This is a genomic window from Variovorax gossypii, assembly GCF_003965815.1.
GTDB lineage: Bacteria > Pseudomonadota > Gammaproteobacteria > Burkholderiales > Burkholderiaceae_C > Variovorax > Variovorax gossypii.
This window is the reverse complement of the sequence record NZ_RXOE01000002.1, coordinates 336,740-354,503: the sequence shown is the minus strand read 5'-3', so window position 1 is coordinate 354,503 and position 17,764 is coordinate 336,740. Positions and strand designations below refer to the sequence as shown.

17 protein-coding genes are annotated in these 17,764 nt (G+C 69.4%); 7 read left to right on the top strand and 10 right to left on the bottom strand.

Going from position 1 to position 17,764, the window contains the following annotated elements:
* Nucleotides 1-2 precede the first annotated feature (2 nt).
* Nucleotides 3-851: a shikimate dehydrogenase gene (gene aroE, locus EJP69_RS09365; RefSeq protein WP_126469631.1), complete on the top strand. Its 849-nt coding sequence runs from the start codon at nucleotides 3-5 to the stop codon at nucleotides 849-851.
* Between the two features lie 12 nt (nucleotides 852-863).
* Nucleotides 864-1,607: a monofunctional biosynthetic peptidoglycan transglycosylase gene (mtgA, locus tag EJP69_RS09360; RefSeq protein ID WP_093196912.1), complete on the top strand. Its 744-nt coding sequence runs from the start codon at nucleotides 864-866 to the stop codon at nucleotides 1,605-1,607.
* On the opposite strand, the gene EJP69_RS09355 is transcribed toward mtgA, so the two are convergent.
* On the bottom strand, nucleotides 1,573-1,995 hold the full coding sequence (locus EJP69_RS09355) for a ribosomal maturation YjgA family protein (RefSeq protein WP_093197245.1): 423 nt from the start codon (nucleotides 1,993-1,995) through the stop codon (nucleotides 1,573-1,575). The two genes, mtgA and EJP69_RS09355, sit on opposite strands and share 35 nt — an antisense overlap.
* A gap of 9 nt (nucleotides 1,996-2,004) precedes the next feature.
* Here EJP69_RS09355 and EJP69_RS09350 point away from each other — a divergent pair, with 9 nt between their 5' ends.
* Nucleotides 2,005-2,910, top strand: a complete 906-nt coding sequence (locus EJP69_RS09350) for a 1-acyl-sn-glycerol-3-phosphate acyltransferase (protein WP_206169308.1) — start codon at nucleotides 2,005-2,007, stop codon at nucleotides 2,908-2,910.
* Nucleotides 2,911-2,917: 7 nt separating this feature from the next.
* Entirely contained in the window at nucleotides 2,918-3,907 is a 990-nt protein-coding gene (locus EJP69_RS09345; RefSeq protein WP_126469627.1) for a phosphatidate cytidylyltransferase, read from the top strand.
* A gap of 149 nt (nucleotides 3,908-4,056) precedes the next feature.
* On the opposite strand, the gene EJP69_RS09340 is transcribed toward EJP69_RS09345, so the two are convergent.
* On the bottom strand, nucleotides 4,057-6,135 hold the full coding sequence (locus EJP69_RS09340) for a tetratricopeptide repeat protein (RefSeq protein WP_126469625.1): 2,079 nt from the start codon (nucleotides 6,133-6,135) through the stop codon (nucleotides 4,057-4,059).
* A gap of 151 nt (nucleotides 6,136-6,286) precedes the next feature.
* Between EJP69_RS09340 and ruvC the strand changes: the two genes are divergently transcribed.
* Nucleotides 6,287-6,835 (top strand): crossover junction endodeoxyribonuclease RuvC, encoded by a 549-nt coding sequence (gene ruvC / locus EJP69_RS09335; protein ID WP_093196921.1) that lies wholly within the window; start codon nucleotides 6,287-6,289, stop codon nucleotides 6,833-6,835.
* 118 nt (nucleotides 6,836-6,953) lie between these two features.
* Here the strand turns inward: ruvC and EJP69_RS09330 are convergent, their stop codons facing one another.
* Nucleotides 6,954-8,276, bottom strand: coding sequence for a serine hydroxymethyltransferase (locus EJP69_RS09330; protein WP_126469623.1), 1,323 nt, complete (start codon nucleotides 8,274-8,276; stop codon nucleotides 6,954-6,956).
* A gap of 117 nt (nucleotides 8,277-8,393) precedes the next feature.
* On the opposite strand from EJP69_RS09330, the gene EJP69_RS09325 reads away from it, so the two are divergent.
* Nucleotides 8,394-9,353 (top strand): LysR family transcriptional regulator, encoded by a 960-nt coding sequence (locus EJP69_RS09325; RefSeq protein WP_093196927.1) that lies wholly within the window; start codon nucleotides 8,394-8,396, stop codon nucleotides 9,351-9,353.
* A 110-nt stretch (nucleotides 9,354-9,463) separates the two neighbouring features.
* Nucleotides 9,464-10,378, top strand: a complete 915-nt coding sequence (locus EJP69_RS09320; RefSeq protein ID WP_126469621.1) for a hypothetical protein — start codon at nucleotides 9,464-9,466, stop codon at nucleotides 10,376-10,378.
* A 7-nt stretch (nucleotides 10,379-10,385) separates the two neighbouring features.
* Here the strand turns inward: EJP69_RS09320 and EJP69_RS29440 are convergent, their stop codons facing one another.
* The 7 genes from EJP69_RS29440 to murC all read right to left on the bottom strand — a co-directional run bounded on the left by EJP69_RS29440 (nucleotide 10,386) and on the right by murC (nucleotide 17,637).
* Nucleotides 10,386-10,562: a hypothetical protein gene (locus EJP69_RS29440; protein ID WP_019656766.1), complete on the bottom strand. Its 177-nt coding sequence runs from the start codon at nucleotides 10,560-10,562 to the stop codon at nucleotides 10,386-10,388.
* Nucleotides 10,563-10,585: 23 nt separating this feature from the next.
* Nucleotides 10,586-11,509 carry a UDP-3-O-acyl-N-acetylglucosamine deacetylase gene (gene lpxC / locus EJP69_RS09315; protein WP_171022508.1) on the bottom strand — a complete coding sequence of 308 codons (924 nt, stop codon included), beginning with the start codon at nucleotides 11,507-11,509 and terminating at the stop codon, nucleotides 10,586-10,588.
* A 256-nt stretch (nucleotides 11,510-11,765) separates the two neighbouring features.
* A complete protein-coding gene (gene ftsZ / locus EJP69_RS09310) occupies nucleotides 11,766-12,980 on the bottom strand; it encodes a cell division protein FtsZ (protein WP_093196934.1) in 1,215 nt (404 codons plus the stop codon).
* Nucleotides 12,981-13,150: 170 nt separating this feature from the next.
* A complete protein-coding gene (gene ftsA / locus EJP69_RS09305; protein WP_093196937.1) occupies nucleotides 13,151-14,380 on the bottom strand; it encodes a cell division protein FtsA in 1,230 nt (409 codons plus the stop codon).
* 28 nt (nucleotides 14,381-14,408) lie between these two features.
* Nucleotides 14,409-15,197 carry a cell division protein FtsQ/DivIB gene (locus tag EJP69_RS09300; protein WP_093196940.1) on the bottom strand — a complete coding sequence of 263 codons (789 nt, stop codon included), beginning with the start codon at nucleotides 15,195-15,197 and terminating at the stop codon, nucleotides 14,409-14,411.
* 2 nt (nucleotides 15,198-15,199) lie between these two features.
* Nucleotides 15,200-16,171 (bottom strand): D-alanine--D-alanine ligase, encoded by a 972-nt coding sequence (locus EJP69_RS09295; protein ID WP_093196942.1) that lies wholly within the window; start codon nucleotides 16,169-16,171, stop codon nucleotides 15,200-15,202.
* A complete protein-coding gene (murC, locus tag EJP69_RS09290) occupies nucleotides 16,168-17,637 on the bottom strand; it encodes a UDP-N-acetylmuramate--L-alanine ligase (RefSeq protein ID WP_093299745.1) in 1,470 nt (489 codons plus the stop codon). The genes EJP69_RS09295 and murC overlap by 4 nt, the downstream gene beginning before the upstream one ends.
* Nucleotides 17,638-17,764 lie beyond the last annotated feature (127 nt).

The window sequence follows — 17,764 nt, the reverse complement described above, 5'->3', positions numbered from 1 at the left end:
CCATGGACCTGTACTGCGTCATGGGCAACCCGGTCGAGCACAGCCGCTCGCCCCGCATCCACGCACGCTTCGCCGAGCTCTGCGGCCAGCAGATGGACTACGGCCGGCGGCTGATTCCGCTCGGCGCGTTCGCCGAAGGCATCGCGGCCTTCCGCAGCGAGGCAGCGCAGCGCGGCGACGTCGCGCGCGGCTGCAACATCACGGTGCCCTTCAAGTTCGAGGCCGCCGCGCTGGCGCAGCACACCAGCGAGCGCGCCCTGCTCGCGCAGGCGGTGAACACTCTGCGCTTCGACGCCGACGGCGGCATCCACGCCGACAACACCGACGGCATCGGCCTTGTCAACGACATCGTGCGCAACGCGGCCGTACCGCTGCAGGGCAAGGCGCTGCTGCTGATCGGCGCGGGCGGCGCCGCGGCCGGCGTGCTGGGTCCGCTGCTCGATGCTGGCGCCTCGCGCGTCGTGGTCGCCAACCGCACCGTGGACAAGGCCGTGGAGTTGGTGCGCCGCCACGCGGCCGTCGCGCTGCGCCACGGCGCCTCGCTCGAAGCCTGGGCGCTCGACGAGGTGCCGGGCGCCTTCGACGTGGTGGTCAATGCCACCGCCTCCAGCCTCTCGGGCGACGCGGTGCCCGTGAAGGCCAGCGTGCTGCGCGAAGGCGGGCTCGCGGTCGACATGATGTACGGCCCCGCGGCCGCGGGCTTCATGGCCTGGGCGCAGGCCCATGGCGCGGTGCCGCGCGACGGGCTCGGCATGCTGGTCGAGCAGGCGGCGGAATCCTTCGAGATCTGGCGCGGCGTGCGCCCGCCGTCGGCGCAGGTGCTGGCCGAGATCCGCGCCGAACTGAAGTAAGCAAGAAAGAAGATGAAGGCCGCGCTGCGCCTGATCGCCTGCATCGCGGTGGCAGGCCTGGCACTCCAGCTCTTCTTCGTGGCGCGCATCGCGGCGATGGCCGTGATCGATCCGCAGAGCACCGCGTTCCAGCGCTCCGAGGCCTACCAGATCGCCATCCACCAGGGAAGCGGCGGCGGCTGGCGCCAGGAATGGGTGCCCTACTCGCAGATCAACGACACGCTCAAGCGTGCGGTCATCGCGAGCGAGGATTCCGGCTTCGTCGACCACAACGGCGTGGAATGGGAGGCCATCGAACGCGCGCGCCAGCGCAACGCCAGGGCGGAAGAGCTGGCCGCCAAGCGGGCCGCACGCGCGGCGGCACGTGGCAGGCCGGTCAAGCCCGTGCAGCTGCGCGGCGGCTCGACCATCACGCAGCAGCTCGCGAAGAACCTGCTGCTGTCGGGCGAGCGCACCATGCTGCGCAAGGGGCAGGAGCTGGTGCTGGCCACGCTGCTAGAGGTGCTGCTCGACAAGCGGCGCATCCTGGAGATCTATCTCAACAACGTGGAGTGGGGCGAAGGCGTGTTCGGCGCCCAGGCGGCCTCGCAGTACTACTTCCGCAAGCCGGCTTCGCGCCTGGGCACCGGCGAGGCGGCACGCCTCGCGGTGATGCTGCCCAGCCCCAAGTTCTTCGAGCGCCGGACCGGCTCGCCCTACCTGAGCGGGCGTGCTTCCACGGTCATGGCGCGGATGCCTGCGGCCGAGCTGCCCTGAAGACGGCCGCGCCGCGCAGGCCCTCGATGGCCAGCACCGCGGCGAAGCCGATGGTGTAGGCCAGCACGTCCCACCAGTCGGCCGTGCTGCCGAGCACGATGCGCAGGGCGCGGTTCGGAATGTGTAGGTGCCACGTCGCCGCCAGGTACTGCCCGAGCTCGACCGCGAGGCCCACGCCCAGCGCGGCCAGTGCCAGCGGCAGCACACGCGCGGCGATCACCGTCCTGAACACGAAGTACACCCACACCACGGCCAGCACGTCGCCGAAGAAGCTGCGCAGCCAGCCCCAGCGAGCCCCCACGGTGGCCAGCAGCAGGAGAACGAGGAACAGGGCCACGGCCCAGGCAAGGGAAAGAGGATCGAAACGCCATCGCATGGCCCGTATCATCGCGCCCATATGCTGGCAAAGCTCACGGGTTGGTTGCTTCTTGGGATCGTCCGCTTGCTCACGGGTGCCCAGGCACGCTGGTACGGCTGTCCGCCCAAGGCCGAGCAGCGCATCTACTTCGCCAACCACCAGAGCCATGCCGACCTGGTGATGATCTGGGCGGCGCTGCCGGAAGAGCTGCGCAGCATCACGCGCCCGATCGCCGCGCGCGACTACTGGGCCAACACGCCGGTCAAGCGCTGGATCACGACGGAGGTCTTCAACGCGGTGTACGTGGAGCGGCAGGCGACGCCTGCTGCGGCAAGCGCAGCGGCAACCGCACCGACAGCACCGGTGGTGGCCGAAGCACCGCCACCGCCGCCCGTCGTACGTGCACCGGTTCCGTCGCCGGCCGAGCGCATCGAGCCCTCGATGGAACCGCTGCTGCCGTTGACTCCGCCCGAGCCTCCCCTGGAAACCGTCGCGTCCGGCGCACAAGGTCGGCTCGACCTGCCGGAGCCCCCTGCTCCACCTCCTGCGCCGCCGCCCGAGCCGCCGCCACCATCACCGCCGGCGGAGCCCGAAGCCCCGCCCGTAGCGGCCGCTCCCGCTGTCGATCCGCTGACCCCGCTGGTCGAGGCCCTGCGCAGCGGCGACTCGATCATCATCTTCCCCGAGGGCACGCGCGGCCACACCGGCGAGCCGCAGAAGTTCAAGTCGGGCCTCTACACGCTCGCCACGATGTTCCCCGAGGTGGTGCTGGTGCCCGCATGGATCGACAACGTGCAGCGCGTCATGCCCAAGGGCGAGATCGTGCCGGTGCCCATCCTCTGCTCCGTCACCTTCGGCGCGCCGGTCCGCGTCGAGGAAGGCGAGGAGCGCCGCCCCTTCCTCGACCGGGCGCGCGCCGCCGTGATCGCCTTGCGCGACGTCTGACGACGACATGAACCAGTTCCTGCGCAGCCTCAGCCCGACCCAGCAGGTCGCGGCGCTCTTCCTCATCATCTTCGGCGTGCTCGCGATCGTGAGCGCCACGGCCTTCTTCCTGAGCTTCAGGGAAAAGCGCAACCCGGTGCACGACGCCGCCTGGCAGGCCGAGCTGGCGCACTTCCGCGCCCTGCTGGGCACCACCTGGTTCATGGTGCTGGTCTTCTGGATCGGCTGGGCGCTCGGCGAAACGGTGGCCACCGTGCTGTTCGCGCTGATCTCCTTCTTCGCGCTGCGCGAGTTCATCACGCTCTCGCCCACGCGGCGCGGCGACCATCGCAGCCTGATCCTCGCCTTCTTCGTGGTGCTGCCGATCCAGTTCTGGCTGGTGGCCACCGCGCGCTTCGACCTGTTCACCGTGTTCATCCCGGTGTACGTGTTCCTCGCGATCCCGGTGACGAGCGCGCTGGCCAACGACCCGAGCCAGTTCCTGGAGCGCAATGCCAAGCTGCAGTGGGGCATCATGGTCTGCGTCTACGGCATGAGCCACGTGCCGGCGCTGCTGCTGCTGAGCTTCCCGGGCTACGAGGGCAAGAGCGCCTTCCTCGTGTTCTTCCTGGTGTTCGTGGTGCAGACCTCGGTGCTGGTGCAGCACCTGATCTCGCGGCGCATGCAGCGCGCGCCCTTCGCGCCCAACGTGAGCCGCAGCTTCAACTGGACCAGCTGGGCCATCGGCATCGCGGTGGCGAGCCTGGTGGGCGCGCTGTTCTCGTTCATCACGCCGTTCAAGTTCGGCCAGGCGCTCGCGGTGTCGGTCATCGCGTGCATCTCGGGGTCGATGGGACACCTGGTGATGAAGGCGCTCAAACGCGACCGGGGCATTCCGAACTGGGGCCAGAAAGGCACGGGCGTGACCGGTGCCAACGGCCTGCTGGACCGCGTCGATGCACTCTGCTTCGCCGCGCCCATCTTCTTCCACTCGATCCGCTGGTACTTCAACGCCTGAACCTGGCACACCCCCAGGCTCCGCGCACTTCGTGTCGCTTCGCCAACCCCCTTGCAGGGGGCAATACCTGCGGCCCGGCGAAGCCGGTTCCGCGGTATTCCTGGAAAAGCCTCGCGGGCGGTTCTGCGCGGGGAGGCAGATGAATTCGTTCAGGCCTTGCGGCGCACCACGCGGCCGAAGACTTCCTTCGCCTTGCGTCCGATGGCCCTGGCCTTCAGTGCCTGCAGTTCGCGGGCGAGGCGCGCGCGCTGCTCGGCCGAGAGCGCGGTGCCGAAGCGGCCCAGCGCGGCCTCAAGCGCCGCGCGCTGTGCTTCCACCCGGCCCTGCCGGCCCTCGGCCTCGGCAAGCCACTCGCAGGCATTGACGACGCGCTCGCGCAGCGCGGCATCGCCCGAATCGCCGAAGCGTGCAATGAGAGCGCGATAGGTCTTGATCTGGCCGGCCGGGTCGCCGAGCTTGTCCTGCGCCTTGGCCTTGTTGATCATCGACTTCGCGGCCCAGAGCTGCAGCGTGCCTTCCCTCGCGCCGGTGGTGCGCGCGATGGCCTCGTCGTAGCAGGCCACCGCCGCCTCGAGACGGCCGGTCTGGCGCAGCGTGGCGCCCTTGCGGAACAGCGCGCCGACCACGCGCCCGCGCAGGTCGGGCAGCTCGGAGTTGCCCCAGCGCGCGACGATCTCGTCGTGCACGCGCATCTCGTCGTCGTGCCGGCCGAGGCGGTCGAGCGCGGTGCTCTTGTACTGCATGCACAGCGCGACCGTCTCCTGCATCTCGGTCGAGGAATCGGCACCGTAGCGCGCGTCCATCGCCTCGGCGGCGGCCACGACTTCGTCGAAGCGCTCCAGCGCGACCAGGCAGAAGGCCTTGTGGACCAGCGCCCGCGCGCACTGGCGGCGCAGCTCCGGATGCGGCGACGGGGCATGCGCGGCCAGCACCTCGTCGAACAGCGCAATGGCCTCGCGCGACTCGCCCGCATCGCCGTGCCTGCGCCCCTGCTTGACCTTGTCGCGCACCTCGTCGCGCGTCTCGGGCGACAGCTCCGGCAGGTTGGCCTCGGCGTCGGCCCTGCGCAGCCGCCTGAGGCAGGCTTCACGGCCGGCGAGGGCCTTGGCCAGGGTGTCCTGCAATTCGGGAGCGGGCGCGCCCTGTAGCTGGCGCGCGAGCTGCTGGTACACAGCGAGCGCATCCTCGGCGCGGCCCAGCCGTTCGAGCAGCACGAAGCCCTTGTTGAGCAGCGCGCTCGCGACGGTGCGATGCACCACCGCGTCGGTGTCCGCGCCGAAGGTGGCGAGCAGGCGGTCGCATGCGGCCAGCGCGGCATCGCCGTCTTCCTGCTCGCGCAGGCCCACCGACCAGTCGTAGGCGCGGCGCACCGCCATGCGGCGCACCTGCGGCGATGCGTCGTGGCCGTAGCGGTCGAGCAGCCAGCCGACCAGTTCGGCGCGGTTCGCATGCTCGTCGATGCCGAAGCCGTCGAAGAACAGCGTCAGCGCCCGCACGCCTTCGATGCGCAGCTCCGGCGCGGCTTCGGCAAGGCCGGCCTCGATCTGGTCGGCCACGGCGAGGCACATCACCTGCGCCTGGGCATGCTGCGCCAGCTCCCGCAGGTTGAGCACCGACGCCAGGCGCGCACGCGCCACGCGCAGCACCACGCCGGGGTCGGTGCTGGCGTCGAAGCGCTCGATCGCGGCCTCCAACGTGGCCAGCGCATCCTGCGGCAGGCCGCGGTGATGCTCCACCTCGGCCTTGAGCAACCGCGCCTCCACGCGCCAGGTGTCGAAGGCGGCATCGGGCTGGCTGTCGAGCAGTTCGCTCATGGCGTCGCAAGCTTCGCAGCGCGCGGCGGGCTCGTCGATCCACCATGTGCGCTGGTAGAGCGCGTGGGCGATGTGCTCGCGGATCGCGGGCTCGGCGCGCTGGCCGTGCGCCGCGATCAGGCGGTCGAGCGTGGCGAGCGCGTCTGCCGGGCGGTGCATCTGGCGCAGCATGTGCGCCAGCAGGCGCAGCGTCTGGCAGCACGGCACGACCACGCCGACCTCGGGCTTCGCCGCGAATTCGTCGAGCAGCCTGGCGCTCGCGGCCAGCGCTTCCTTGCGACGGCCCAGGTCGTCGAGCAGCTCGATGCGGCGGAAACTGGCGGCCGCGCGTTCGGCGGGGTGCATCTGCAGGCGCGCGATCAAGGCTTGCACCTCGTCCAGTTGCTGCTGCGCGGAGGACTCGACTACATTCACATTCGCTTCCTTGGATGGCGCGCCCCGCGCGCGGCGGGGGGCGGACTGTACGGACCGGGCGGATTCTGCCCGCGATCAGCCCGCTTTCGGCCCTCTCCTCGCGGCTCTTTCGACTCTCTTTATCCGGGCTTAGGCCTTTACGTTTCCTTTCATGCGCATTCTCGGCATCGACCCCGGCTTGCAGACCACCGGCTTCGGCGTGGTCGATGCGGACGGCCACGGGCTGCGCTACGTGGCCAGCGGCACCATCAGCACGCGGCACCTGGGCACCGGCAACCTGCCGGCCCGCCTGAAGGTGCTGTTCGACGGCATCGCGGAAATCACCGCGCGCTACCAGCCCGATGCATCGGCGGTGGAAATCATCTTCGTCAACGTCAATCCGCAGTCGACGCTGCTGCTGGGGCAGGCGCGGGGTGCGTGCGTGACGGCGCTGGTCAGCAACAACCTCTCGGTGGCCGAGTACACGGCGCTGCAGATGAAGAAGGCGGTGGCCGGCCACGGCCAGGCGGCCAAGGCGCAGGTGCAGGAGATGGTGCGGCGGCTGCTCGACCTGCCGGGCCTGCCGGGCGCCGACGCGGCGGACGCACTGGGCATCGCCATCACGCATGCGCAGGTGGGACGCTCGATGGCGCGGCTCGCCGAAGCGGCCGAGCTGTCGAAGACCCATGCCGGCACCTACCGGCAGGGGCGTTCGAGGTAGGCTCGCCCCCAGGCTTCGCGCACTTCGTGTCGCGCACGCCTTCCCCCTATCGGGGGCAACACCTGCGGCCCGGCGAAGCCGGTTCCGCGGTGTTTCCCGAATCAGCCCGTAGCTGCTTTCAGCGCACGATGTAGCGCATCTCGCCAAGGCGCTTGCGTCGCTCGCGCACCTCGGCGGCCACCGATACCACCTCGCCGTCGAGCGCGCGTGCGATCCAGCCGGCCAGCTGCGGCATGTCTTCGGGCGTGAAGCCCAGTCGCACGATCTCGGGCACGCCCAGGCGCAGGCCGTTGATGTCGCCCTCCACGGGCGCGATCGGCAATCCGATGCCGCAGGCCAGCAGGCCGCCCTGCGCGAGCTTCTTCGACGCGTGCTGCCCGCCGCCCCAGCGCGCCGCCTCGAGTGCGAACTGGTGCGACTGCGTGAAGCCGCGCGCCTTCGCGAACACCGGCAGGCCCAGCGCATCGAGAGCGCGTGCGAGCGCCTGCGCGGTCTCGCGCATCGCCGCCGCATAGGCGACGCCGTGCACCTTCCAGTCGAGCAGCCCGCGGGCCAGCGCCGCGGTGCGCCCCGCGTCCGAATTGGCCGTGAGGCCGGGGTACGCAATGGCGTCGATGCGCTCCATCAGCGCGGCGTCGTTCGACACGATCAGGCCGCCCGCCGGGCCGCCCAGGCTCTTGTAGGTGCTCATCGTGATGGCATGCGCGCCCTGCTCCAGCGGCTGTGGCCACGCCTTGCCGGCCACCATGCCCGAGAGGTGCGCGGCGTCGAAGAGCAGCTTCGCGCCCACGCTGTCGGCGATCTCGCGGATCGCGGGCACCGGGTGCGGAAACAGGTTCAGGCTGCCGCCGATGGTGATGAGCGTCGGCTTCGCCTCGCGCACCAGCTTCGCGAGCGCGGTCACGTCGACCGTGTAGCCGTCGGCATCCACCGGGGCGGAGACCGGCTTCAGGCCGTAGAGCCCCGCCGCGCCCGCCGCATGGTGCGTGACGTGGCCGCCGATGCTGGGCGGCGGCACGACGATGGTGTCGCCCGGCCTGCAGGTCGCCATGAACACGTAGAGATTCGACAGCGCGCCCGAGCTCACGCGCACCTCGGCGAACTTCGAGCCGAACACCTCGGCCGCCAGCTCGGCCGCGACGACTTCGATGCGCTCGATGGCCTCCAGGCCCATCTCGTACTTGTCGCCCGGATAGCCCAGCGACGGACGCGAGCCCAGCCCGCGCGACAGCAGCGCCTCGGCGGCCGGGTTCATCACGTTGGTGGCGGGGTTGAGGTTCAGGCCTTCCACGTCGTGGATGCGGTGGTTGTCGGCCACCAGCCGTTCGATCTCGGCGGCGACGCCCGCCGCATCGCGCGCGGAGGCATCCGCGGCGATGGAAAGCACGTGGTCTTCGCTGGCGGCGGGAACCCAGGGGCGGCGTTGCAGGGCGGCGGGCATGCGGCGGATCTCGCTGGAAGTGATGGATGCACGAATCGTCGCGCGCCGCCGCCGGCCGGGCAAACCGGATAATCTGGCCCCGGGCCATAGAAAAACTTGGCCTGAAGGACCTGCCAGATGCCGCTCGCGCCGCCTCGCCCCCGCCTGCCTCCGCACACGGCCGTGCGCGCCTTCGAGGCCGCGGCCCGCCACGGCAGCTTCGCGCGCGCGGCCGAGGAACTCTTCGTCACACCGGCCGCCGTCGCGCAGCAGATCAAGGCGCTTGAAACATGGGCCGGCGGCGCGCTGTTCGAGCGGCACAGCCAGGGCATCCGCCTCAGCGCGCACGGGCGGCGCGCCCTGCCTGCCCTCAGCGCGGCCGTCGACCAGCTCGGGCTGGCCGTGCAGGCGTTGCGCCACGAAACCCAGATCGCCGCGCGCCGCAGCACGCTGCAGGTGGCCGCGCTGCCTGCCGTGGCCCAGCTGTGGCTGTCGCCCCGGCTCTCGCGCCTGAAGGCGGAGCTGCCCGGCGTGCAGGTGTCGGTGACCGCGCTGGAACAGCCGCCGAACTTTCGTCGCGAGCCATTCGATCTGGGCCTCTTCTATGCGCGGGCCGGCGAGCGCATCGAGACCGACGCGGGCGCGCAGGCGATCCCGCTCGTGCGCGACCGGCTGCTGCCCGTGTGCAGCCCGCGCCTGCGGCAGCCCCTGCCCAGCGGCCGCCCGCGCCCGCCCGAGGACCTGATCGAACTGCTGGAGCGCAACGGCGGACTGCACGACACCGTCTGGCGCGACGACTGGCAGCGCTGGCTGCAGGCCGTGCGGCCCGGCACCACGGCGGCCGAAGCCGAGGCGCTGGCGGCCGGGCCGGACTTCTCGCTCTACAGCCTCGCCCTGCAGGCCGCGCTCGACGGCGAAGGCGTGCTGATGGGCCGCGAGCGCCTCGTCGCGCCCCTGCTTGCTCAGGGCAAGCTGCATGCGCCCTGGGGCCGGCCGAAGGCGCTGGGCGACACGGTCGTGCTGCTGGTGCCCGCGCATCGCAAGGGGCCGCTGCTGGCTCGGCAGGTGCAGGCCTTGCAGGCGCTGACCGAAAACTGAAACACAAGCGCCGGACACTTTCCGCGCCGAGCCTCCCCATTTGCAGGGAGGCCGCCGCGCAGGCGCAGTGACAGACTTCGCGCCAGCATCAACAACATCGGGAGCGAACCATGGCAGGAGAGGATCACGGTGGGGGAACGCCCGCGCCTTCGTCGCGGGTGGAGAAGGTCACGAAATGGGCCAGCGGCGCGTCGGCGCTGATCGCGGTGCTCGCGGCGGCGCTGGGCCTCTACTGGCAGTACAAGGCCGAAGATTCGAAGAAGGCCGCCGAGGATGCCCAGCATCGCGCAGCGGCTTCGGCGCAGGCGAACGAGGCGCAGCGCATCGACTTCGAGCGCAAGCGGGTCGACAACTCGCTCGAGGAGACGCGCTTCAAGCGCGACCAGTACGTCTACGAGAAGGTGGTCGAAGTGCTCCAGATGGACGAGAAGGCGCCGGGCCGGCATCGCCGCGAGCAGGCGGCCTTCGCGCTCATCAATTCGGTGGCTTCGGAAGACCTGGCGGGCCGGCTCTTTCCGCTCGTGGCGCTGTCTTTCGCCGATCCGGTGCTGCGCGCCGAAGCGGGCAAGGCCGGGGAGTTCGCGCAGGAGCAGAAGGCCATCGAGGTCAATCGCAGCGCCGCGGCGGCAGTGGCGAAACCGCCGGCCAGCTCCTCATCGGGGAAATTCGCCGGCTTCCGGGTCGACATCCTGTACTGCACGAGCGAGCGCGACCCGGAGGTCCGCAAGCGCAATGAAGCGCCTGCGCGCGACCTGCTCGCCAGGCTGAAGGCCGCGCGCGGCGACGTCACCTGGCGGCTGCGCGAGTTTCCCGAGGCGAGCAACGCCGTTCCCGGCTACCTGATTCGCGGCGTGCAGGTTCGCTACAACCCGCGGGACAACGAGACGGAGGCCGCCCAGGCGCTGCGGCAGATGGTGGTGGAGAACGTCCCGAAGGACTTCGACGAGGTGACGCTGCGCGAAGTCTCGCAGCGCACGCCGTCCTACCTGAGCCTCTTCATCTGCCGGCAGGAGACCGCCGGCTGAAGAAAGCTCAAGCCACCCGCTCGGCGATCAGGACCGCGAAGAAGCCGAAGGCCGCCAGCAGCGTCCACTTCAGCACGATCCAGCCGATGCGGCGGTACTTGACCTGCCCCGTGCCCGCGTAGAACGCAAAGCACACGCCGGCCACCAGCAGAAGCAGCAGGATGGCCCAGCGGAACAGGAGCATGTGAGGAAGGCGAAGGGGGCCTGCTACCAGGCCCGCGCGACTTCGCCGAAACCGCGCGGCGCGCGCTTCTCGTCCTCGAAGGTCACGACCTCGTAGGCGTCGCTGTGCGAGAGCAGTTCGCGCAGCAGCTTGTTGTTGAGCGCATGGCCCGAGCGGAAGGCGGTGTAGGCGGCCAGCAGCGGCTTGCCGATGATGTAGAGGTCGCCCATCGCGTCGAGGATCTTGTGCTTCACGAACTCGTCGTCGTAGCGCAGGCCGCCCTCGTTCAGCACCTTGGTGTCGTCCATCACGATGGCGTTGTCCAGGCCACCGCCGAGCGCGAGGCCCTTGCTGCGCATGTACTCGACTTCCTTGGTGAAGCCGAAGGTGCGAGCGCGTGCGATGTCGCGGCTGTACGAGTCGGTGCCCAGGTCGAATTCCACGCGCTGGCCGGTGGAGTTGACGACGCGGTGGTCGAAGTCGATCTCGAAGCTCAGCTTGTAGCCGTGGTACGGCTCCAGGCTCGCCCATTTCTCGTTGGCGCCCTCGCCTTCGCGCACCTCGACCTTGCGGGTCACGCGGATGAAGCGGCGCGGCGCTTTCTGCAGCGCGATGCCCGCGCTCTGCAGCAGGAACACGAAGGAGGAAGCCGATCCGTCGAGGATCGGCACTTCGTCGGCCGTGATGTCGATGTAGAGGTTGTCGATGCCCAGGCCCGCGCAGGCGGACATGATGTGTTCGACGGTCTGCACCTTGGCGCCGCCGGTGGAGACGGTGGAGGCCAGGCGCGTGTCGGTGACCGACTCGGCGGTCATGCGGATCTCGACCGGCTCGGGCAGGTCGACGCGGCGGAACACGATGCCCGTATCGGCCGGGGCCGGCCGCAGTGTCAGCTCCACGCGCTGGCCGCTATGGAGCCCCACGCCCACGGCGCGGCTGATCGACTTGAGGGTACGTTGTTGCAGCACGGCCGGGATTTTAGGCGCGCGACGGGCGTGGCGGCCTATGCCCCTCGCTATGGCACCGATAGACATGGGTTCTATGCAATTCCTTCGAATTGGCCTGAAATGGACGCAAAGGGCACGAGGTGAGCGCAGCGCCTAGAGCCAGCGGACGTCCCTTTCGGGTCGTCCCTGTGCCCCTTACGCTCCCTCGTGCCCTCTGCGTCTGGCCGAGTTCACCCCCGCGATGGCCTCCAGCGAGGCCATCGGATGGGGTGTTCTCTCAATCGGCTTGACGGCGCAGGAAGGCCGGGATCTCGAAGTCGTCCATGCCGCCCGAAGACAGCGCGTCCACCTTCGCCGCGGCCATCGTGCGGTTGGTGCGCCACACGCTGGGAACGGCCATGCCGTCGTAGTTGGGCTGGCTGCCGCCCGTGCCGCCGGCATGACCCACGCCACCGAGCGTCGGCACGGTGAAGGGGATGTTGTCGGTGCCGGTACGGATCACTTCCAGCGTCGGCTGCTGGCGGCGTGCGTCGGCACGCGACAGGCCGGTGGCCACCACGGTCACGCGCATCTCGTCGCCCAGACTGTCGTCGTAGGCGGCGCCGTAGATCACGTGCGCGTCCGGCGAGGCGTAGGCGCGGATGGTGTTCATCGCCAGCTTCGACTCGTTCAGCTTCAGCGAGCTCTTCGACGCCGTCACCAGCACCAGCACGCCCTTGGCGCCCGAAAGGTCGATGCCTTCGAGCAGCGGGCAGGCCACGGCCTGTTCGGCGGCGATGCGCGCGCGGTCCGGGCCTGCAGCCGCGGCCGTGCCCATCATGGCCTTGCCGGGTTCACCCATCACGGTGCGCACGTCTTCGAAGTCGACGTTCACGCCGCCGTACTCGTTGATGATTTCCGAGATGCCGCCCACGGCGTTCTTCAGCACGTCGTTGGCCTGCGCGAAGGCTTCTTCCTGCGTGACGTCCTCGCCCAGCACGTCGAGCAGCTTCTCGTTGAGCACCACGATCAGCGAGTCGACGTTCGCTTCGAGCTCGGCCAGGCCGGCGTCGGCGTTGGTCATGCGGCGGCCGCCTTCCCAGTCGAAGGGCTTGGTGACCACGCCCACGGTCAGGATGCCCATTTCCTTCGCGACGCGCGCGATCACGGGAGCCGCACCGGTGCCGGTGCCGCCGCCCATGCCGGCCGTGATGAACAGCATGTGTGCGCCGTCGATGGCGGTGCGGATGTCGTCCACCGCGAGCTCGGCCGCTTCACGGCCCCTTTCGGGCTTGCTGCCGGCGCCCAGGCCGCTGGTGCCGAGCTGGATGATCTTGTGCGCGTTGCTGCGCTGCAGGGCCTGTGCGTCGGTGTTCGCGCAGACGAACTGAACGCCCTGCACGCCACGCTCCATCATGTGGGCGACCGCATTGCCGCCGCCACCGCCGACACCGATCACCTTGATCTGCGTGCCCTGATTGAACTCTTCGACTTCGATCATTTCGATGGTCATTTTTAACTCCTTGAATCTTGCAGTTGCCGTTATGTGTCTGTGAATATTTCTTGTGTATTGACGAGATCAACGAAGAGCCCGTCGCGATGGTGGACCTGTTCGTCGCCATCGCTCGTTGAAATGCATGGGAGGGCTGCCACGGGCGAGCCAGAGTGGAGACTTGATCATGGCTAGAAATTCCCCACGATGAAGTCCTTGAAACGTCCGAATGCAGTCTTTACCGACCCATTCTTCTGCGCGACCTTGAAGCCACGCATGCGTGCGAAGCGTGCTTCCTCGAGCAGGCCCATCACCGTCGCGGCGCGAGGCTGCGCGACCATGTCCGACAACGCGCTCGAATACTTCGGGATGCCGCGGCGCACGGGCTTGAGGAAGATGTCCTCGCCGAGCTCGACCATGCCGGGCATCACGGCGCTGCCGCCCGTGAGCACCACGCCCGACGACAGCACCTCTTCGTAGCCCGACTCGCGCACCACCTGCTGCACCAGCGAGAAGATCTCCTCGATGCGCGGCTCGATCACGCCGGCCAGCGCCTGCTTGCTCAGCATGCGCGGGCCGCGGTCGCCCAGGCCCGGCACTTCAACCTGCGTCTCGGGGTCGGCCAGCAGCTGCTTGGCGAAACCGTTCTCGACCTTGATGTCTTCCGCGTCCTTGGTCGGCGTGCGCAGCGCCATCGCGATGTCGCTGGTGATGAGGTCGCCCGCGATCGGGATCACCGCCGTGTGGCGGATCGCGCCGTTGGTGAAGATCGCCACGTCGGTCGTGCCCGCGCCGATGTCCACCAGCACCACGCCCAGCTCGCGCTCGTCTTCCGTCAGCACCGCCTGGCTGGAGGCCAGCGGGTTCAGCATGAGCTGGTCGACTTCGAGGCCGCAGCGACGCACGCACTTGATGATGTTCTCGGCCGCGCTCTGCGCGCCGGTCACGATGTGCACCTTGGCTTCGAGCCGCATGCCGCTCATGCCGATCGGCTCCTTCACGTCCTGGCCGTCGATCACGAACTCCTGCGGCTCCACCAGCAAGAGGCGCTGGTCGCTCGAGATGTTGATGGCGCGCGCCGTCTCCACCACGCGGGCCACGTCGGCGGGCGTCACTTCCTTGTCCTTCACCGCCACCATGCCGCTCGAGTTGATGCCGCGGATGTGGCTGCCGGTGATGCCGGTGTAGACGCGGCTGATCTTGCAGTCGGCCATCAACTCGGCCTCTTTCAGCGCCTGCTGGATGCTCTGCACCGTGGCGTCGATGTTCACCACCACGCCGCGCTTGAGGCCGTTGCTCGGCGCGATGCCGAGGCCGGCCAGCTTGAGCTCGCCACCGGGCAGCACCTCGGCCACGACCACCATCACCTTGGCGGTGCCGATGTCGAGTCCTACGACCAGGTCTTTATATTCTTTGGGCATTGAAATGTCCTCGATTCCTCGGTATTCGCTACTTGATTTTTCTTGGGGCCTCGGGCGAGACCGTGGTGACGCCGCGCAGCCGCAATGCATACGCGTCGTTGTGGCGCAGGTCGGCGCCCTCGACGTCGGCCATGGTGCGGCGGTACTGGCCCGCGACCTGGGTCACGGTCTTAAGGAAGCGCTGCAACCTGGCAGTCACCTCCTCGCCCTGGCCCCGGCCGAGCTCGATCTCGGCGCCGCTGTCGAGCACCACCTTCCAGCTGCCGCGGCTCGACAGCGTGAGCTCGTCGATGCTCAGGTCGTAGGGCTGGAACTGCGGCTGCAGCACGCGGTACATGCCCAGCACCTGGCCGGCCTGCTCGATCGGGCCGTCCAGGCGCGGCAGGTTGTCGTCCACCTCGGCCACGTTGGCCTCGAACACGTCGCCGAAGCCGTTGATGAGCTTCGAGCTCGCCTCGTCGCCCCAGTTGGCCACCGGCACCTGCTCGGTCAGCGTCACGCGCAGCTTGTTCGGGAACTCGCGCCGCACCACCGCGCTGCGCACCCACGGCACCGACTCGAAGGCCGCGCGAGCGCGTGCCAGGTCGATGGTGAAGAAGTTGCCCTTGAGCTGCGGCGCCACGTTGGCGCGCAGCGTGACCGCGTTGTTGTGCGTGACCTCGCCGTCCACCTTGATGCCGGCGATCGGGAAGAAAGGCTGGCGCAGCACCCACCACGCGCCCGCCGCAAGCAGCATGAGCGCCACCGCCGCGAACGCAAGGTTGGCGACGATGTTCATGAGCTTGACGTCGAAGGGCGCGGGAATGCTGTCGGCCATGGCTATAGCGAGCCTCCCGTTGCGTCCAGCGTGGCGGAAGCCAGCACCCGCAGGCACAGCTCCTCGTACGCGATGCCCGCGGCGCGGGCGGACATCGGCACCAGCGAATGGCTGGTCATGCCGGGCGAGGTGTTCATCTCCAGCAGGAAGGGCTTGCGGTCGCTGGCGCGGATCATCACGTCGGCGCGGCCCCAGCCGCGGCAGCCGAGCGTGCGGTAGGCGGCCAGCGTGATGCGCTGGATCTCGCGTTCCTCGGCCTCGGGCAGGCCGCTCGGGCACTGGTACTTCACGTCGTCGGTGAAGTACTTGTTCTGGTAGTCGTAGGCACCCTCGGGCGCGGCGATGCGCACCACCGGCAGCGCGCGCGCATCGAGCCCGTGGCCGAGCACGGCGCAGGTCACTTCCTCGCCCTCGATGAATTCCTCGCACAACACGTCGGCGTCGTACTTCGCCGACAGCGCGACCGCGTCCTGCATCTGCGAGTAGCCCTGCACCTTGGTCACGCCGATGGACGAGCCCTCGCGCGGCGGCTTCACGATCACCGGCAGGCCGAGCACGTCGGGCACGGCCATGATCTGCTCGCGGCTTTGCTGGTCGAAGGCCAGGCGCACGTACTTGGGCGTGGGCAGGCCGTCGGCCTGCCAGATGCGCTTGGTCATGACCTTGTCCATCGCCACGCTCGAGGCCATCACGCCCGAGCCGGTGTAGGGAATGCCGAGCAGCTCGAGCGCGCCCTGCACGGTGCCGTCCTCGCCGTGGCGGCCGTGCAGCGCGACGAAGCAGCGCGCGAAGCCTTCGCGCTTGAGCTCCGACAGCTCGCGCTGCGACGGATCGAAGGCATGCGCGTCCACGCCGCGCGAACGCAGCGCGTCGAGCACGCCGGTGCCCGACATCAGGGAAATTTCGCGTTCGGCGGAGCTGCCGCCGAACAGCACGGCGACCTTGCCGAAGAGCTTGGGGTCCTGGAGGCTCATGAGGCCCTCCCTTTGCGCGAAGCGCGCTCGGATGTTGAAGGGGCGGCGGCCGCACCGGCCGCCGCGCCGAGTTCGACCACCTTGGCCGGCACCGCGCCGATGGAGCCCGCACCCATCGAGAGCACCACGTCGCCCGGACGGGCGTTGTCGAGAATGGCGCGCGGCATGGCGGCGATGTCGTCGACGAACACCGGCTCGACCTTGCCCGCCACGCGCAGCGCGCGCGCCAGCGTGCGGCCGTCGGCGGCCACTATGGGCGCCTCACCGGCGGCATAGACCTCGCCAAGCAGCACCGCGTCGGCCGTGCCGATGACCTTCACGAAGTCCTCGAAGCAGTCGCGCGTGCGGGTGTAGCGATGCGGCTGGAAGGCCAGCACCAGCCGGCGCCCCGGGAACGCACCGCGCGCGGCCGAGATGGTGGCTGCCATCTCCACGGGGTGATGGCCGTAGTCGTCGATCACGGTGAAGGTGCCCGTGGCGCCCTCGCCCTGCACCGCGACGTCGCCGTAGCTCTGGAAGCGGCGGCCCACGCCCTTGAAGCCAGCCAGGCCGCGTTGCACCGCCTCGTCGGAAATGCCGAGTTCGACGGCCACCGCGATCACCGACAGCGCATTGCGCACGTTGTGCTCGCCCGGCAGGTTCAGCACGATGGGCAGGTCGGGCAGCGTCACGCCGTTGCGGCGCTGCGCGGTGAAGTGCATCTGGCCGCCGACGGCGCGCACGTCGATGGCGCGCACCTGGGCGTCCTCGCCGAAGCCGTAGCTGGTGACCGGGCAGGTCACGTCGGCCACGATCTCGCGCACCGCCGGATCGTCGGTGCAGAGAATGGCCACGCCGTAGAACGGCATGCGGTGCAGGAAGTCGACGAAAGCCTTCTTGAGCTTCGCGAAGTCGTGCCCGTAGGTTTCCATGTGGTCGGCGTCGATGTTCGTGACCACCGCCATCACCGGCAGCAGGTTCAGGAACGAGGCGTCCGACTCGTCGGCCTCCACCACGATGTAGTCGCCGCTGCCGAGCTGCGCGTTGGCGCCCGCGCTGTTGAGGCGCCCGCCGATCACGAAGGTCGGGTCGAGCCCCGCGGCGGCGAGCACGCTCGCCACCAGGCTGGTGGTGGTGGTCTTGCCGTGCGTGCCTGCGATGGCGATGCCCTGCTTCAGGCGCATCAGCTCGGCCAGCATCAGCGCGCGCGGCACGACCGGAATGCGCTTCTCGCGCGCGGCCAGCACCTCGGGGTTGTCCGACTGCACTGCAGTGGAGGTGACGACCGCGTCCGCGCCGTCGATGTGCGCGGCGGCGTGGCCCACGAAGGTGCCGATGCCCAGGCCCGCGAGCCGGCGCAGCGTGGCGCTGTCGGCCAGGTCGGAGCCGGTGATCTTGTAGCCCAGGTTGAGCAGCACCTCGGCGATGCCGCTCATGCCGGACCCACCGATGCCCACGAAATGGATGTGACGAATCGCGTGCTTCATACCGGCACACCCCCAGGCTTCGCGCACTTCGTGTCGCTTCGCCAACCCCCTTGCAGGGGGCAATGCCTGCGGCCTGGCAAAGCCAGTTCCGCGGCATTCCCCGAAAGTCCATGGAACATCGACGGGA

What these genes read in the sequence shown, in the direction of transcription:
- aroE (WP_126469631.1), top strand. Translation starts at nt 3, where the DNA reads ATGGACCTGTACTGCGTCATGGGCAACCCGGTCGAGCACAGCCGCTCG.
- EJP69_RS09320 (WP_126469621.1), top strand. Translation starts at nt 9,464, where the DNA reads ATGGCAGGAGAGGATCACGGTGGGGGAACGCCCGCGCCTTCGTCGCGG.
- EJP69_RS09345 (WP_126469627.1), top strand. Translation starts at nt 2,918, where the DNA reads ATGAACCAGTTCCTGCGCAGCCTCAGCCCGACCCAGCAGGTCGCGGCG.
- murC (WP_093299745.1), bottom strand. Translation starts at nt 17,637, where the DNA reads ATGAAGCACGCGATTCGTCACATCCATTTCGTGGGCATCGGTGGGTCC.
- EJP69_RS09330 (WP_126469623.1), bottom strand. Translation starts at nt 8,276, where the DNA reads ATGCCCGCCGCCCTGCAACGCCGCCCCTGGGTTCCCGCCGCCAGCGAA.
- ruvC (WP_093196921.1), top strand. Translation starts at nt 6,287, where the DNA reads ATGCGCATTCTCGGCATCGACCCCGGCTTGCAGACCACCGGCTTCGGC.
- EJP69_RS09325 (WP_093196927.1), top strand. Translation starts at nt 8,394, where the DNA reads ATGCCGCTCGCGCCGCCTCGCCCCCGCCTGCCTCCGCACACGGCCGTG.
- ftsA (WP_093196937.1), bottom strand. Translation starts at nt 14,380, where the DNA reads ATGCCCAAAGAATATAAAGACCTGGTCGTAGGACTCGACATCGGCACC.
- EJP69_RS09295 (WP_093196942.1), bottom strand. Translation starts at nt 16,171, where the DNA reads ATGAGCCTCCAGGACCCCAAGCTCTTCGGCAAGGTCGCCGTGCTGTTC.
- EJP69_RS09350 (WP_206169308.1), top strand. Translation starts at nt 2,005, where the DNA reads ATGCTGGCAAAGCTCACGGGTTGGTTGCTTCTTGGGATCGTCCGCTTG.
- EJP69_RS09300 (WP_093196940.1), bottom strand. Translation starts at nt 15,197, where the DNA reads ATGGCCGACAGCATTCCCGCGCCCTTCGACGTCAAGCTCATGAACATC.
- ftsZ (WP_093196934.1), bottom strand. Translation starts at nt 12,980, where the DNA reads ATGACCATCGAAATGATCGAAGTCGAAGAGTTCAATCAGGGCACGCAG.
- EJP69_RS09355 (WP_093197245.1), bottom strand. Translation starts at nt 1,995, where the DNA reads ATGATACGGGCCATGCGATGGCGTTTCGATCCTCTTTCCCTTGCCTGG.
- EJP69_RS29440 (WP_019656766.1), bottom strand. Translation starts at nt 10,562, where the DNA reads ATGCTCCTGTTCCGCTGGGCCATCCTGCTGCTTCTGCTGGTGGCCGGC.
- mtgA (WP_093196912.1), top strand. Translation starts at nt 864, where the DNA reads ATGAAGGCCGCGCTGCGCCTGATCGCCTGCATCGCGGTGGCAGGCCTG.